14 protein-coding genes, 2 tRNA genes and 1 pseudogene are annotated in these 13,681 nt (G+C 72.3%); 6 read left to right on the top strand and 11 right to left on the bottom strand.

Features of this window, described 5'->3' with window-relative positions; all coding sequences use genetic code 11:
- A pseudogene (locus PHK61_RS27275) lies at positions 1-301 on the bottom strand (MFS transporter); the annotation flags it as partial.
- Between the two features lie 113 nt (positions 302-414).
- Between PHK61_RS27275 and fdhD the strand changes: the two are divergent.
- Together fdhD and PHK61_RS27265 are read left to right on the top strand one after the other, a co-directional pair.
- On the top strand, positions 415-1,272 hold the full coding sequence (fdhD, locus tag PHK61_RS27270) for a formate dehydrogenase accessory sulfurtransferase FdhD (protein ID WP_274284171.1): 858 nt from the start codon (positions 415-417) through the stop codon (positions 1,270-1,272).
- Between the two features lie 124 nt (positions 1,273-1,396).
- Positions 1,397-2,332 (top strand): alpha/beta hydrolase, encoded by a 936-nt coding sequence (locus tag PHK61_RS27265; RefSeq protein ID WP_274284170.1) that lies wholly within the window; start codon positions 1,397-1,399, stop codon positions 2,330-2,332.
- Positions 2,333-2,362: 30 nt separating this feature from the next.
- Here the strand turns inward: PHK61_RS27265 and clpX are convergent, their stop codons facing one another.
- The 4 genes from clpX to tig all read right to left on the bottom strand — a co-directional run bounded on the left by clpX (position 2,363) and on the right by tig (position 6,929).
- The gene (clpX, locus tag PHK61_RS27260; protein ID WP_274284169.1) at positions 2,363-3,649 is read right to left on the bottom strand and encodes an ATP-dependent Clp protease ATP-binding subunit ClpX; all 1,287 of its coding nucleotides are present in this window, start codon (positions 3,647-3,649) and stop codon (positions 2,363-2,365) included.
- A 264-nt stretch (positions 3,650-3,913) separates the two neighbouring features.
- A complete protein-coding gene (locus tag PHK61_RS27255; protein WP_274284168.1) occupies positions 3,914-4,567 on the bottom strand; it encodes an ATP-dependent Clp protease proteolytic subunit in 654 nt (217 codons plus the stop codon).
- A 17-nt stretch (positions 4,568-4,584) separates the two neighbouring features.
- Positions 4,585-5,187 (bottom strand): ATP-dependent Clp protease proteolytic subunit, encoded by a 603-nt coding sequence (locus PHK61_RS27250; RefSeq protein WP_274284174.1) that lies wholly within the window; start codon positions 5,185-5,187, stop codon positions 4,585-4,587.
- A 197-nt stretch (positions 5,188-5,384) separates the two neighbouring features.
- Positions 5,385-6,929, bottom strand: a complete 1,545-nt coding sequence (gene tig, locus PHK61_RS27245) for a trigger factor (protein WP_274284167.1) — start codon at positions 6,927-6,929, stop codon at positions 5,385-5,387.
- Positions 6,930-7,533: 604 nt separating this feature from the next.
- Here tig and PHK61_RS27240 point away from each other — a divergent pair.
- Together PHK61_RS27240 and PHK61_RS27235 are read left to right on the top strand one after the other, a co-directional pair.
- A complete protein-coding gene (locus PHK61_RS27240; RefSeq protein WP_274284166.1) occupies positions 7,534-8,304 on the top strand; it encodes a pentapeptide repeat-containing protein in 771 nt (256 codons plus the stop codon).
- Positions 8,305-8,318: 14 nt separating this feature from the next.
- Entirely contained in the window at positions 8,319-8,645 is a 327-nt protein-coding gene (locus PHK61_RS27235; RefSeq protein WP_274284165.1) for a YnfA family protein, read from the top strand.
- Here the strand turns inward: PHK61_RS27235 and PHK61_RS27230 are convergent.
- The 4 genes from PHK61_RS27230 to PHK61_RS27215 all read right to left on the bottom strand — a co-directional run bounded on the left by PHK61_RS27230 (position 8,626) and on the right by PHK61_RS27215 (position 10,264).
- Entirely contained in the window at positions 8,626-8,988 is a 363-nt protein-coding gene (locus PHK61_RS27230) for a DUF4180 domain-containing protein (protein WP_274284164.1), read from the bottom strand. The genes PHK61_RS27235 and PHK61_RS27230 overlap by 20 nt on opposite strands.
- Positions 8,989-9,153: 165 nt before the next feature.
- Entirely contained in the window at positions 9,154-9,555 is a 402-nt protein-coding gene (locus PHK61_RS27225) for a cupin domain-containing protein (protein WP_274284163.1), read from the bottom strand.
- An 89-nt stretch (positions 9,556-9,644) separates the two neighbouring features.
- Positions 9,645-10,175, bottom strand: coding sequence for a hypothetical protein (locus PHK61_RS27220; RefSeq protein WP_274284162.1), 531 nt, complete (start codon positions 10,173-10,175; stop codon positions 9,645-9,647).
- A 15-nt stretch (positions 10,176-10,190) separates the two neighbouring features.
- Positions 10,191-10,264: transfer RNA gene (locus tag PHK61_RS27215), tRNA-Pro, on the bottom strand.
- A 398-nt stretch (positions 10,265-10,662) separates the two neighbouring features.
- On the opposite strand from PHK61_RS27215, the gene PHK61_RS27210 reads away from it, so the two are divergent.
- A tRNA-Gly gene (locus tag PHK61_RS27210) sits at positions 10,663-10,736 on the top strand.
- Positions 10,737-10,905: 169 nt separating this feature from the next.
- Positions 10,906-11,913, top strand: coding sequence for an RNA polymerase subunit sigma-70 (locus tag PHK61_RS27205; protein ID WP_274284161.1), 1,008 nt, complete (start codon positions 10,906-10,908; stop codon positions 11,911-11,913).
- Positions 11,914-11,958: 45 nt separating this feature from the next.
- Here PHK61_RS27205 and PHK61_RS27200 read toward each other — a convergent pair whose 3' ends face one another.
- Together PHK61_RS27200 and PHK61_RS27195 are read right to left on the bottom strand one after the other, a co-directional pair.
- A complete protein-coding gene (locus PHK61_RS27200; RefSeq protein WP_274284160.1) occupies positions 11,959-12,522 on the bottom strand; it encodes a dihydrofolate reductase family protein in 564 nt (187 codons plus the stop codon).
- Between the two features lie 109 nt (positions 12,523-12,631).
- The gene (locus tag PHK61_RS27195) at positions 12,632-13,630 is read right to left on the bottom strand and encodes a DMT family transporter (protein WP_274284159.1); all 999 of its coding nucleotides are present in this window, start codon (positions 13,628-13,630) and stop codon (positions 12,632-12,634) included.
- Positions 13,631-13,681: the final 51 nt, after the last annotated feature.

Genomic DNA, 13,681 nt, shown 5'->3' with positions numbered 1-13,681 from the left:
AGATGACGAACCCGGCGGAGAAGCAGACCGTCGACACGAACATCGCCCAGCGCGGCCCGCGCCGCTCGACCATCGTCCCGCCGAAGGCCGCGGACAGCCCGAGCATCACGATCGCGAGCTGGAAGGGCAGCGCCGTGGCGGTGCCCGAGAGGCCCAGGCCCTGGCCCAGACCGGTCTTGAGCACGCTCCACGCGTAGGCCTGCCCGATGGCGAGGTGGACGGCGAGCGCGGCGGGGGGAACGAGCCAGCGACTCCACCCTGGTGGTGCCACGATGGAGGAGCGATCGAAGAATCCCGCCATGGATGGCTCCTAACGCCGACACCGTCCGGTGGCGGGCCGACTACCCCATCGGACGATGGGTCACACACCGAGCACACAGAGCAACATCAGACAGCGACGGAACGGAGGCGCTCATGGGACGCGTGACGGTGAAGCGTCCGGTGCTGCGCATCGTCGACGGCGAGACGCGTCGACGCCCGGACACGCTGGCCGCCGAGGAGCCGCTGGAGATCCGGGTCGGCGGCCGTCCGCTGGCCGTGACCATGCGCACGCCGGGCCACGACGTCGAGCTCGCGCACGGCTTCCTGCTGACCGAGGGCGTCATCGGCGACCGCGAGGACGTGGCGACGGCGCGCTACTGCGACTCGGTCGACGACCACGGCCGCAACACCTACAACGTGCTCGACGTCGCCCTCGCCCCCGGTGTGGCTCCCCCGGACGACTCGGTCGAGCGCCGCTTCTACACGACCTCGTCGTGCGGGGTGTGCGGGAAGGCCTCGCTCGACGCGGTGCGCACGCGGACGCGCTTCGCCCCCGGCGACGACCCGGTCACGCTGACCCCCGAGCTCCTCGCCGGGCTGCCCGACGCCCTGCGCGCGGCGCAGGCGGTCTTCGACAGCACCGGCGGGCTGCACGGTGCGGGCCTCTTCCGCGCCGACGGGACGCTCCTCGTCGCCCGCGAGGACGTCGGGCGGCACAACGCCGTGGACAAGGTCCTCGGCCACGCCCTCCTCGAGGGCCTGGTCCCCGCGGCGGGCACGATCCTCATGGTCTCGGGGCGCGCGTCGTTCGAGCTGACCCAGAAGGCGGTGATGGCCGGGGTGCCGGTGCTCGCCGCCGTGTCCGCGCCCTCGTCGCTCGCCGTGGAGATGGCCCGCGAGAGCGGGATGACGCTCGTGGGCTTCCTGCGCGGCCACTCGATGAACGTCTACGCGGGGTCGCAGCGCATTCTGACCGAGGATGCGCCGCTGGTCGGGGCGGACGGCACGTAGGACGGCCCGGACCGGGCGCGGACCGGCCCGGACCGCCCGCGCGCCCCTGGGAGGCACCGGCCGCGGCCCGTACCGTGGCCGCATCCCCGTCCGGGGACCGTCCGAGCGAGGGAGGACACCGGCCGTGCCCGCCCGACCGACCCGTCGCCAGTTCCTGGTCGGTTCCGCCGGTGCGCTCGGGGTCACCGGGGCCGCGGGTCTCGGGGGGCTGCTCGTCGGCCAGGAGAACCCGGCGCCGCCGCCGCAGCGGGTCCCCGACCCGCCGCGGCGCACCGCGGCGACCGACGCCGTCGGCACCCTCGAGTGGGTCGACTCCGTCGCGCGGGGACGCCGGGTGCGCCTGGTCACCGTGCTGCCGCCGGGGGCGGAGCGCGCCCGGCTGCCAGTGTGCGTTGCCCTGCACGGACTGCGCGGCAACGCCCAGTGGTGGAACGAGGCGGGCAACCGCGGCCTGCTCGGCGACGCCTGGGCCCGCGGGGTGCCGCCGTTCGCCGTGGTCGGCGTCGACGGCGGTGACAACTACTGGCACCCCTACACGCGCGGCGACGACCCGCTGGCCATGCTGCTCGACGAGCTGCCGGTCTGGCTGCGCGAGCGCGGGCTGGCCGACGTGCCGGCGGCGGGCGACCTCCCCGGCGAGCCGGCCATGGTCACCGGCGTGTCGATGGGCGGGGCGGGTGCGCTGCTCTACACCCGTGAGCGGATGCGACGCCGCCGTCCGCTGCGGGCGGTCGCGGCGATCAGCCCCGGGCTCTTCACCGACTGGCGGGTCGCCTCGCGGCGCCCGTTCGCGGGTCGGGCCGATTGGGAGGCCCACGACCCGATGCGCTTCTTCCCCGAGATCACGCCGGTGCCCGCGGGCATCTGGTGCGGCGACCGCGACCCGTTCGTGGACGCCACCCGCCGCTACATCGGGCTGGCGCGCCCCGAAGTCGGCGCCATCGGCCCGGGCCGCCACGACGGCGTGTACTACGCGACGGTCATGCCCGACGTCGCCGCTTTCCTCGGCCGCCACGCACGCGACGAGCCGGTGGGCTCCGGCGGGCGCCGGGCGGGCTGATCCCGCCCGGCGGCCCGCGGGACCGTGTCCTCAGGCCGACTTGTCTCGGCGCTCCCGGCGCGAGGGCTGGCGCGGGACGATCGTCGGGTTGACGTTGTCCTTCACCGTCTGCTCGGTGACCACGACCTTGGCGACGTCGTCGCGACCCGGGATGTCGTACATCACCGGGTTGAGGACCTCTTCCATGATCGCGCGCAGGCCGCGGGCACCGGTGCCGCGCAGGATCGCGAGGTCGGCGATGGCCTCCAGCGCCTCGGGGGCGAACTCGAGCTCGACACCGTCCATCTCGAACAGCTTCTGGTACTGCTTGACCAGCGCGTTGCGCGGCTCGGTGAGGATCTGCACGAGGCTCGGCTGGTCGAGGTTCGACACCGACGCGACGATCGGCACGCGGCCGATGAACTCGGGGATGAGCCCGAACTTGATGAGGTCCTCGGGCAGCGTGTCGCCGAACGACTCGGCCGACTCCATCTCGGCCTTCGACCGGATGTCGGCTCCGAAGCCCAGGCCGCCGCGCCCGACGCGCTCGGCGATGATCTTCTCGAGCCCGGCGAACGCCCCCGCCACGATGAACAGCACGTTCGTCGTGTCGATCTGGATGAACTCCTGGTGCGGGTGCTTGCGTCCGCCCTGGGGCGGCACCGACGCCGTGGTGCCCTCGAGGATCTTCAGGAGGGCCTGCTGCACGCCCTCACCGGAGACGTCGCGCGTGATCGACGGGTTCTCCGACTTCCGCGCGATCTTGTCGACCTCGTCGATGTAGATGATGCCGGTCTCGGCGCGCTTGACGTCGTAGTCGGCGGCCTGGATCAGCTTCAGCAGGATGTTCTCGACGTCCTCGCCGACGTAGCCGGCCTCGGTGAGCGCCGTGGCGTCCGCGATCGCGAAGGGCACGTTGAGCAGCTTCGCGAGCGTCTGGGCGAGGTAGGTCTTGCCGCACCCGGTGGGGCCGAGCATGAGGATGTTGGACTTCGCCAGCTCGACGACGTCCTCGTTGCGGCTGCCCTCGCGGTTCTTCTCGCCGGCCTGGACGCGCTTGTAGTGGTTGTAGACCGCCACCGACAGCGTCTTCTTGGTGTCGTCCTGGCCGATCACGTACTGGTCGAGGAACTCGTGGATCTCGGTGGGCTTGGGGAGCTCGTCGAGCTTGACCTCACCGGCCTCGGCGAGCTCCTCCTCGATGATCTCGTTGCACAGGTCGATGCACTCATCGCAGATGTACACACCGGGACCGGCGATGAGCTTCTTGACCTGCTTCTGGCTCTTCCCGCAGAAGGAGCACTTCAGCAGGTCACCGCCGTCGCCGATGCGTGCCATCGCAGCAGACCTCGTGTCCCCTCCGGCGCACCGCGGTCGATGCGCTCGTTCGTGGTTGACCGTACCTGCCCACCCGGTCGGACGGGGAGGTTCGCGCCCAGCGGATCGTGCAGGTCGCGAGCCCGCGACGCCGCCTCCTGCCCGGGCACGTCGGTGCTCCCGCGACGGGCGGTCGGCCCGCTGCGCCGGGTGCGCCGACATCCGTCCGGACCTCCCCCGGGGCCACCGCGCGTCGGCGGCGGCCCGGGGTCGGGACCGGTCGGATCAGCGGTTGGCGGAGAGCTTCCGGCTCGCCACGACGTCGTCGATGAGGCCGTACTCCTTGGCCTCCGGCGCGGTCAGGATCTTGTCGCGCTCGACGTCCGAGCGGATCTGCTCGGCACTCCGGTTGGTGTGCGTGGCGAGCGTGTCCTCCATGAGGCGGCGCATGCGCGAGATCTCCGCGGCCTGGATCTCCAGGTCGGAGGCCTGGCCGTAGAAGCCCTCGGTGGCCGGCTGGTGGATCATCACGCGGGCGTTCGGCACGGCGAGGCGCTTGCCCGGCGCGCCCGCGGCGAGGATGACCGCGGCGGCCGACGCGGCCTGGCCGAGGCACACCGTCGCGATGTCGGGGCGCACGTACTGCATCGTGTCGTAGATGGCCATCAGCGCGGTGAACGAGCCACCGGGCGAGTTGATGTACATCGTGATGTCGCGGTCCGGGTCGTTCGACTCCAGGAACAGCAGCTGCGCCATCACGTCGTTCGCCGACGCGTCGTCGATCTGCACCCCGAGGAAGATGATCCTTTCCTCGAAGAGCTTGTTGTAGGGGTTGGACTCCTTGACGCCGTAGCTCGTGCGCTCGACGAAGGAGGGGAGGATGTAGCGCGCGTTCGGCGAGGCCGGAGCCGTGCCGCCGGGCACGTGGAGCTCACTCATCTGCTCTGTCTCCTGTCTCAGGAACCGGACCCGTTGCCGTTGCTGCCGCGCTGCTCGGTGGAGCGCGTCACGACGTGGTCGATGAAGCCGTACTCGAGGGCCTCGTAGGGGTCGAACCAGCGGTCGCGGTCCGAGTCCTCGGTGATGCGCTCGAACGTCTGGCCCGTGTGCTCGGCGATGAGCTCGGCGAGCTGGCGCTTGAGCTTCTTCATGGACTCGGCCCGGATCGTGATGTCCGATTCCGTGCCGCCGAGGCCGCCCGAGGGCTGGTGCATCATGATCTGCGCGTGCGGCAGCGCGAGGCGCTTGCCGCGGGCGCCGGCCGAGAGCAGGAACTGCCCCATCGAGGCGGCGAGGCCCATCGCGACCGTGGAGACGTCGGGCTCGATCCACTCCATGGTGTCGTAGATCGCCATGCCCGCCGACACCGAGCCGCCGGGCGAGTTGATGTAGAGCGTGATGTCGCTCTTCGGGTCCTCGGCGGAGAGCAGGAGCAGCTGCGCCGAGATCTGGTTGGCGATGCTGTCGTTGACCTCCTGACCCAGGACGACGATGCGCTCCCGCAGGAGTCGCTCGTAGACCGAGTCGTTCAGCGTCATCGATCCCCCGGTGGAGCGCATGACCGCCCCGGCCGGGATGGAGAGGTGCTGGCTCACCTGTGTCCCTGCTTTCTCTGCTGAGGTGATCGGTCTGGCGTCGGTCGGGCCCACCGACCTCGACAGTAACCACCGGGACGGCCCGGACAGTCCGTCGACGGGCCGTGTTCGCTCCTGGCCGATGGATCGGCCAGGAGCGCGGGCCGGATGCGCCGGCGGGGTCAGGCGCGGGAGGTGGAGTCGGGTGCGCCGACGACCTCGGTGTCGGCGGTGGCGTCCGCCTCCACCTGCGAGCTCGGCGACGCGGGGTCGCTCGCGTCGGTGTCGGCGTCGGCGACCTGGGCCCCGTCGTCGGTGGGACCGGCGGCGGCGTCGGCGCCCTCGGCCGTGGCGTCCTCGATCGCCTCGTCGACGGCCTCGTCGACCGCCTCGCCCTCGACGTCGCCCGCGGTGCCGAAGAGCTCCGAGAGGTCGACCTCCGCACCGCCGGGGCCGGTGATCGTCGCGGACTGCACGACGGTGGCGAGCGCCTTGCCGCGGCGGACGTCGGCGAAGATCGCGCCGAGCTGGTTGGCCTGCTGCGCCTGCTGGATGTACTCCTCGGGGCTCACCCCGAAGCGCTGGGCCTGCATCATGATGCGTTCCATGAGCTCCTGCTGCTCGACCTGCACGTTCGCCTCGTCGGCGATCTTGTCCAGGAGCAGCTGGGTCTTCACGGCCTGCTCGGCGTTGGTCCGCAGCTCGGTGTCGAACTCCTCGCGGGTCTGGCCCTGGGACTCGACGTACTCGGTGAGCCGCGCCTCGTCGTGGTCGAACTCGTGGACGGCCTCGTGGGCGCGGACCTCGACCTCGGACTGCACGACCGACTCGGGCAGCGGCACGTCGGCCGCCTCCAGCAGGGCCTCGAGCACGCGGTCGCGCGCCTGGCTGCCCTGCTCCATCTTCTTCACGCGCCCGTAGCGGGCGCGCAGGTCGTCCTTGAGCTCGTCGAGGGTGTCGAACTCGCTCGCGAGCTGCGCGAACTCGTCGTCGGCCTCGGGGAGCTGGCGCTCCTTGACCGTCTGCACCGAGACGGTGACCTCGGCGTCCTTGCCGGCGTGGTCGCCGGCGACGAGCTTCGTCGTGAACTGCTTGGTCTCGCCGGCGCTCATGCCCACGAGCGCCTCGTCGAGGCCGTCGATGAGCTGGCCGGAGCCGACCTCGTGCGACATCCCGGTGGTCTGCGCCTCCTCGACGGCCTCGCCGTCGACGGTGGCGGACAGGTCGATGACCACGAAGTCGCCGTCCTGGACGGCGCGCTCGACGCCCGTGAGCGTGCCGAAGCGCGCCTGCAGGCCCTTGAGCTGCTCGTCGACGTCGTCGTCGGTGACCTCGGCGGCGTCGACCTCCACGGCGATCGAGGCGTAGTCCGGCACCGTGATCTCGGGCCGGATGTCGACCTCGGCCGTGAAGGCGAGCTTGTCGCCGTCCTCGATCTCGGTGACCTCGATGTCGGGCTGGCCCAGCGGCTGGACCTCGGCCTCGGTGACGGCCTCGCCGTACTTGGCGGGCACGGCCTCGTTGACGACCTCCTCGAGGACGACGCCGCGGCCCAGGCGCTGGTCGAGGATCCGTGCGGGCGCCTTCCCGGGGCGGAAGCCCGGGATGCGCACCTGCTGCGCGATCTTCTTGTAGGCCTTGTCGAAGTTGGGCTTGAGCTCGTCGAAGGGCACCTCGACGGCGAGTTTGACGCGCGTCGGCGACAGGTGCTCGACGGTGGACTTCACTGGTCGTCTCTCCTCGGGGCAGGGCCATCGTGCGCTCGTGCGGTGACCTGCCCGCATCCCCAGGGCGTACGGGCGGATCGGTCCGTGGCGTGACGCGGGAGGCCGTCCTCACCGCTCACGGTCGAGGAGCACCGGCGATCCGGTGCCTGTACCTGCTGACGCGCCCGCCCGGGCGTGGCGGCGAGTCTAGACGTGACCCCCGACCGTTCGCCGTGGCGCCCGTGCCGACGCGTCGCCGACACCGCCGATCTCGCCGTGCCGACCGCCGATCTCACGATCATCACGGCCCCCGCGGGCGGGTGTCGTCGGCGCTCGCCGCCCGTCTCCCGCACGGGGCTCCGCGTCGCTCGTCCGGGCGGCGACACGCCGAGCGATGCCACCGTTCGGAGGACACCGCACCTCCCCGCCGCAGCGCGGGACACGTCCGGTGCCGCCTGGCACGGTGGGGATCGCCTCGCACACGCTCCCCGCCGCGGGGCCCGCCACGAGGAGGGACTCGACCCCATGAAGAAGATCCGTGCCAACATCGAGCGTGCCCTCGAGACGTTCGAGGTCCTCGCCGGCTACGGGACCAAGCGCCGCAAGCGCGCCCGGCGCTGACGGAGTGACGGCGGCCCCGAGGTCGGCGGACTGCTCGCGCTGCCTGGCGCTGTGCTGCGTCGGGCCGTCGTTCGCCGCCTCGGCCGACTTCGCCGTCGACAAGCCGGCCCACACCCCGTGCCGCCACCTGCGCCCCGACGACGGGTGCGGCATCCACGACCGGCTCCGGACCCGCGGCTTCCCCGGCTGCGCGGTGTTCGACTGCTTCGGGGCCGGTCAGCAGGTCGTGCAGGTGACGTTCTCCGGCGCCCGCCACCGGACGCCGGCGATGTTCGACGCCCTCGAGGTGCTGCGCCCGCTGCACGAGGTCCTCGCGCTCCTCGACGAGGCCGCCCGGTCGCCCGTGGCCGCCGGGGCCCGGGACCTCCGCGACCGGGTCGAGCGCCTGGTCGCGCTGCCCGCCGAGGCGCTCGGCGGCATCGACGTGGGCGCCGTGCGCCGGGAGGCGGGCGCGTTGTTCGACGAGGTCGTCGCGGCGGCGCACGCCGGGCGGTCGGGCCCCGACCTGCGGGGCGCCGACCTGCTCGGGGCCGACCTGCGCCGCCGCGACCTGCGCTCCGCCCGCCTGCGCGGCGCGCTGCTCGTCGGGGCCGACCTGCGGCGCGTCGACCTCGACCGCGCCGAACTGCTCGGCGCCGACCTGCGGGGCGCCGACGTCCGCGGTGCCCGGCTGGGCGGCGCGCTGCTGCTCACCGCCCCGCAGCTCGAGGCCGCCCGCGGCGACGCGGCCACGACCGTGCCGGAGCACCTCGCGCGACCCGCGCACTGGGCCTGACTAGCGTCCGCCCCGTGACCGCCCGCTCCGTCGCGCTCTTCGTCCTCGCCGCGGTCCTGGAGATCGGCGGCGCCTGGCTGGTGTGGCAGGCGATGCGCGAGGGCCGGGCGTGGTGGTTCGCCGCGCTCGGCGTCCTCGCCCTCGGGCTCTACGGCTTCGTCGCCGCGTTCCAGCCCGACGCCGCCTTCGGCCGCGTGCTGGCCGCCTACGGCGGGGTGTTCGTCGCGGGCTCGCTGGCCTGGGGCGTGGTGCTCGACGGCTACCGGCCCGACCGCTACGACCTGGTCGGCGCCGCGCTCTGCCTCGTCGGCGTCGGCGTCATCATGTACGCGCCGCGCTGAGCCGCTGCTCCAGCTCCGCGAGATCCGCGACGAACCACAGCTCGCGCCCCTCGTTCGCCTCGCGCACCCAGTCCTCGACGGGCCCGGACGTGTCGGTCAGCGCGCCCACGATCACCAGGCGCAGCCGGTAGTTGACGAACTTCTGCACCACCGCGCCGGCCACCCCGCTCGCGAGCTGCGCGAACGCCGGGTCGAGGCGCTCCACGGGCACCGCGACGACGTCGACGTCCGTGCCGTACGTCTCGCCGATGACGTCGAGCGCCGTCGCCTCGTCGCGGATCGTCGGACCCTCGCGGTCGAGGACGAGCACGGGGACGCCGTGGATCTCGGTGGTCGTGGTCACGACACGATCCTCCCGGGCGGGGCGAGCGCATTCGTGGCCGTGGGGAGGAAGTGGCGGCCCTGCCGGTGAAGAGCCATCTGCACGGCAGGGCCGCCGGGGCGGCTGCTCGCGTGAACCGCTCGCCGCCATCGTGCCCGGTCGCCCGCGGGAACCGGGCACGGGGGATCACATCGTCGGCGCCTGCGGATCGCTCTCGTCACCGACGAAGTGGATGTCGAACGGCTTGTTCGTCATGAACAGGAACGTGACGTCCTGGTCCTGGGTCGCCCCGTGCTGCATGACCCCGCCCTCGGGGAACCACACGAAGCTGCCCGCCGGGTAGTCGCCCTGGTGGGTGTTGAGCACGCCCTCGAGGACGTAGACGCCGTGGGCGCAGGGGTGGCTGTGCCACGGGTTGGTGAAGCCCGCGCGGTAGACCATCTTGAGCACGGTCATGCCCGTCTCGGGGTCCTGGACGAGCGGGACGTGCTCGAGGTTCGCCCCGATGTACTCGACCGGGAAGCCCTGCCAGGCCTCGGTGGTGGTGTCGACGACGGTCAGCTCGACGGGCGTGCTCTTGGTGGTCACGGGCACCTCCGTGGTGAGTGCGAGGAGGTCACCCTCCTGCGCCCCCGGCGGGGGCCACAAGCCTTCTCCTGCTCCGCGTGCGGTGGTGATCAGTCGGGTCGGCCGTAGACCTGCAGGAAGGTCCGCCTGATCGGGGCGCCACCGCTCATCTGGAACACGGCGCCGAGACAGCGGCCCAGGACCGTCCTCGACCGCCGGTCGTAGTCCTGGGTGATGCGGCTGCCCTCGCCGCGCGGTTCGACGCGGAACTCGAACGTGCCGCCCGGCGCGAAGATCCTCCCGTCCGTGAGCACGCCGCGGACGACCGAGTCGGTCCACTCGTAGGACACGCGCTCCCACACGTCCACGCCGGGCAGCGCGGTCCCCTCGGTGACGTCGGCGCTCCCGGGCCCGAGGGCGTGCACCCGGAACAGGCGGGCGGTGAGGTTCGGCCAGATCTCCGGGCGGCGCTCCGAGAAGTCGACCATCGCGCCGATGACGCGCTCGGGCGGCTCGCGCACGTCGACCCGGAAGCTGAACCTGGGCACGGGCACCACCTCGTCCTGCGCGACGAGCCGACGGCGGAGGACCTCGCACGTCACTCCGGCGGCGTGGCGGGCGGTGTCGGCGGTCGAGTCCACGCCGGTTGCACACGGTCGGGGTGGCCGGATTCGAACCGACGGCCCCTCGCTCCCAAAGCGAGTGCGCTACCAAGCTGCGCCACACCCCGTGACGGCGAGTCTAGGGGCGAGGCGCGGGGACCGCGGAGGCGCCGCTGCCTCCCGGTCCGGTGTCGCGCGAGAGCTCAGTCCAGCCCGCGGACGATGTGGTCGTCCTCGATGCCCTCGACCCTGTCGACGACCTCCGTGGCGGTGCTCATCCCGGTCTCCTTCCTCCGTTGTGCGGCTCCGTCTCCCCATGGTGGTGAGGAGCCGGTCCCTACCGTCGCCTATCCGTAGGACGTCACTCCGGGAGGACCGTTCCAGTCGATCGGTCAAGTTCCGATCCTGATCGTTCACGAAGCCGTGGTGCGGCCGCCGGCCGTCGGCCGCGAGGGCGCCGCTCGACCCACCGGACAGGGCGGGGAGGGCGCATCCGCTACGGTGGAACCGGGCCCGATGGCCCGTCGCGGGCGTAGCTCAATGGTAGAGCCCCAGTCTTCCAAACTGGCTACGCGGGTTCGATTCCCGTCGCCCGCTCCACACCGTCGGTGCAGGTCACCGCGATGCCGATCGGGAACACGACCGGTCTCCCCGCCGGCCGCCGCGGACGTGACCGCTCGCCCGGTGTCCGCGGCGTCACCGATCAGGAATCCTCCGCCACGTCGTCGGTCCTGGTAGGCCGTCGCACCCGGGGGAAGGATCGATGACCATGACCGACGCCGGACTGCTGGGCACCGACGAGGCCACGTTCCTCGCGGCGGTGCGCGCCGGGGACCCGGCGCAGTTCGCGCTCCTCACGGAGCGCCACCGACGTGAGCTGCAGGTGCACTGCTATCGCATGCTCGCGAACTACGAGGACGCGCAGGACCTGACGCAGGAGACGTTCCTGCGCGCGTGGAACAAGCGCGAGTCGTTCCAGGGCCGCGCCACGCTCCGGACCTGGCTGTACCGGATCGCGACGAACGCCTGCCTCGACTTCCTCGAGAAGCGCAAGGATCGCGCACCCGTACCGTTCGAGCTGCCGGACCCGGGTTCCGAGCTGCCCCACCTGCAGCCGTACCCCGACCAGATGCTCCCCGTGGACCCGCAGGAATCGGTGGTGGCGAGAGAGACGATCGAGCTGGCGTTCATCGTGGCCGTCCAGCACCTGCCGCCGCGGCAGCGGGCGGTGCTGATCCTGCGCGACGTCCTCGGTTGGCCGGCGTCGAGGACCGCGGACGCCCTCGAGCTGACCGTCGCCTCGGTGACCAGCGCCCTCCAGCGGGCCCGCGCGACGATGCGCGACCAGCTGCCCGGCCGCCGCCTCGACTGGCGCAGCCCCGCCACGCACGAGCTGTCGAACGACGAGCGCGGCGTGGTCAGGTCGTACATGGATGCTCATGAGCGCAACGACCTCGCGGGGCTGACGTCCCTGCTGCGCGACGACCTGCGCTTCGCGATGGTGCCCGATCCGGGCACGGTGACCACGACGGCGAAGGACGCGGTCGACGGGTGGCTGTCCGGAGGGCTCTTCCGGCGCGGCCACGACGACTGGCGCTGCATCGCCACGACCGTCAACCGCATGCCCGCCGCCGGGCTGTACCTCCGCGCCCCCGACGACGACCAGTACCGGTTGTTGAACATCGCGGTCCTGCACGTCGTGGACGGGAAGGTCGCCGAGCTCACCGGATTCGAGGCGACCGACAAGCCGTGGCTGGGTCTGCCCGCGACGCTCTGAACGAACGGGCCCCCAACCGTCGAGGAGCCCCGCGTCACGTCGTGCTCATCGCCTCGTCTGGTACCGGGTCAGCACCACACCGCCGGGAAACGTCCGCGTCTCCACCAGGTCCAGGTTCATCCAGCTGTCCAGCGCGCCGAAGACCGGTGTGCCGCCGCCGACCAGGACCGGGTGGGTGACGATCGCGTACTCGTCGACCAGCCCGCCGCGCATCGCCGCCCCGGCGAGCGACGCGCCACCGACCCGCATGGGACCACCGTCCCCGGCCCTGAGCCGAGCGATCTCGGCCGCCGCGTCACCGCTGACCAGGCGAGTGTTCCCGTCGACCTCCTCGACGGTCGACGAGAACACCACCTTCGGCGTGTCGCGCCAGTTCCGCGCGAACTCGATCTGCGCCGGGGTGGCGCCCGGCTGCTGGTCGCCGGTCGGCCAGTGGGCGCTCATGGTCTCCCAGAGCTTGCGCCCGTACAGCGACAGGCTGATCGCCCGCTCCTGGTCGAGCCACCACGCGAACAGCTCGTCGCTCGGCGCGCTCCAGCCGAGATCGTCGCCGGGCGCGGCGACGTAGCCGTCCAGCGTCACGTTCGTCCCGAAGATCAGTTTCCGCATCGTGCCGGCCTCCCGTGAGTCGATGTCACAGGTACCGACGACCGCGCCGCGGAAACCTCATCGGTGCCGGGTCCACCCCGGACGCCCGGGCCGTGCGGCGACGTCGTGGTCATGCGCGATCCGCACAGGCACCCGTCCTGTCCGTCCGTGCCGGGTGCGTGAGGTCGGGTCCTCGTCGTCGCCCCACCAGCCCGAGCCCGATGTACATGCCGAGCAGCGCGACGGCGAGCCCGGCGAGGGCGTGCAGCGTGAGCGGCTCGCCGAGGATCGGGACGGCGGCGAGCGCGGTGACCGCCGGGACGAGGTTGAGCAGCGAGCTGACGTGCACCGTGGAGCGCCACCGCAGCAGGACGAACATGAGCACGAAGGCGCCCGCCGAGTTCACGACGCCGAGCCACGCGGAGGTCCACCAGCCCGCCGCGTCGGAGGGCAGCCAGGCGGCACCGAGGAACGCGCCCAGGAACGGCATCGCGGCAGCGGTGACGACGAGCGAGGTCCCCATCTGCACCGCGACGCTCGTGGCGACGGGCGTGTCGTCGTTGAACCGCTTCTGGTACAGCGTGCCGGCGGCCATCGACAGCGCGCCCAGCACCGGCAGCACGATCGTCGCGCCGAGGTCACCGCCGAGCCGGTCGGACAGGACGATGTAGACCCCGCAGGCCCCGACGATCAGGCCGATGACCGGCGCGGCGCCGAGGCGGGTCGCGAGCACCAGCGGCGTGAGCAGGCCGACGAGCAGGGGCGCCATGCCGAGCACGAGGCTCGTGACGCCGGCTGGCACGCCCGCGGCCAGGCCCGAGTAGCAGAAGGCGAACTGCCCGACCTGCAGCAGCAGGGCGGTCACGACGAGGTGACCCCAGGCCCGTCCGCTCGGCAGGGCCGGGCGCATCACGACGACGGCGACCAGCACCACGACCAGCGCGATGAGGAACCGCCACAGCAGCACCGTCGGGACCGCCATGTGTGCGGTGGCGATCTTGCCGACGACGAACCCGGACGCGTAGACGGGCACGAACAGGACGCTGAGCACGGGGACGAGAAAGGTCCGCGACGGCCCCGCGACGCCGGTCGGCCGCGCCACGGGACCGACGCGCCTGTCACGGAGCATGGCCCCCAGTCCATAGCACCGCTAACGACAACGCAAACGGTCCCCGGTCAC

Source organism: Actinomycetospora lutea, assembly GCF_028737205.1.
Lineage (GTDB): Bacteria > Actinomycetota > Actinomycetes > Mycobacteriales > Pseudonocardiaceae > Actinomycetospora > Actinomycetospora lutea.
This window is presented reverse-complemented; position numbering and strand designations above follow the sequence as displayed.

Excerpts from the sequence above, each read along its gene's own strand:
- PHK61_RS27255 (WP_274284168.1), bottom strand. The coding sequence starts at position 4,567 with ATGAGTGAGCTCCACGTGCCCGGCGGCACGGCTCCGGCCTCGCCGAAC.
- PHK61_RS27205 (WP_274284161.1), top strand. The coding sequence starts at position 10,906 with ATGACCGACGCCGGACTGCTGGGCACCGACGAGGCCACGTTCCTCGCG.
- PHK61_RS27200 (WP_274284160.1), bottom strand. The coding sequence starts at position 12,522 with ATGCGGAAACTGATCTTCGGGACGAACGTGACGCTGGACGGCTACGTC.
- clpX (WP_274284169.1), bottom strand. The coding sequence starts at position 3,649 with ATGGCACGCATCGGCGACGGCGGTGACCTGCTGAAGTGCTCCTTCTGC.
- fdhD (WP_274284171.1), top strand. The coding sequence starts at position 415 with ATGGGACGCGTGACGGTGAAGCGTCCGGTGCTGCGCATCGTCGACGGC.
- PHK61_RS27250 (WP_274284174.1), bottom strand. The coding sequence starts at position 5,187 with ATGCGCTCCACCGGGGGATCGATGACGCTGAACGACTCGGTCTACGAG.
- PHK61_RS27195 (WP_274284159.1), bottom strand. The coding sequence starts at position 13,630 with ATGCTCCGTGACAGGCGCGTCGGTCCCGTGGCGCGGCCGACCGGCGTC.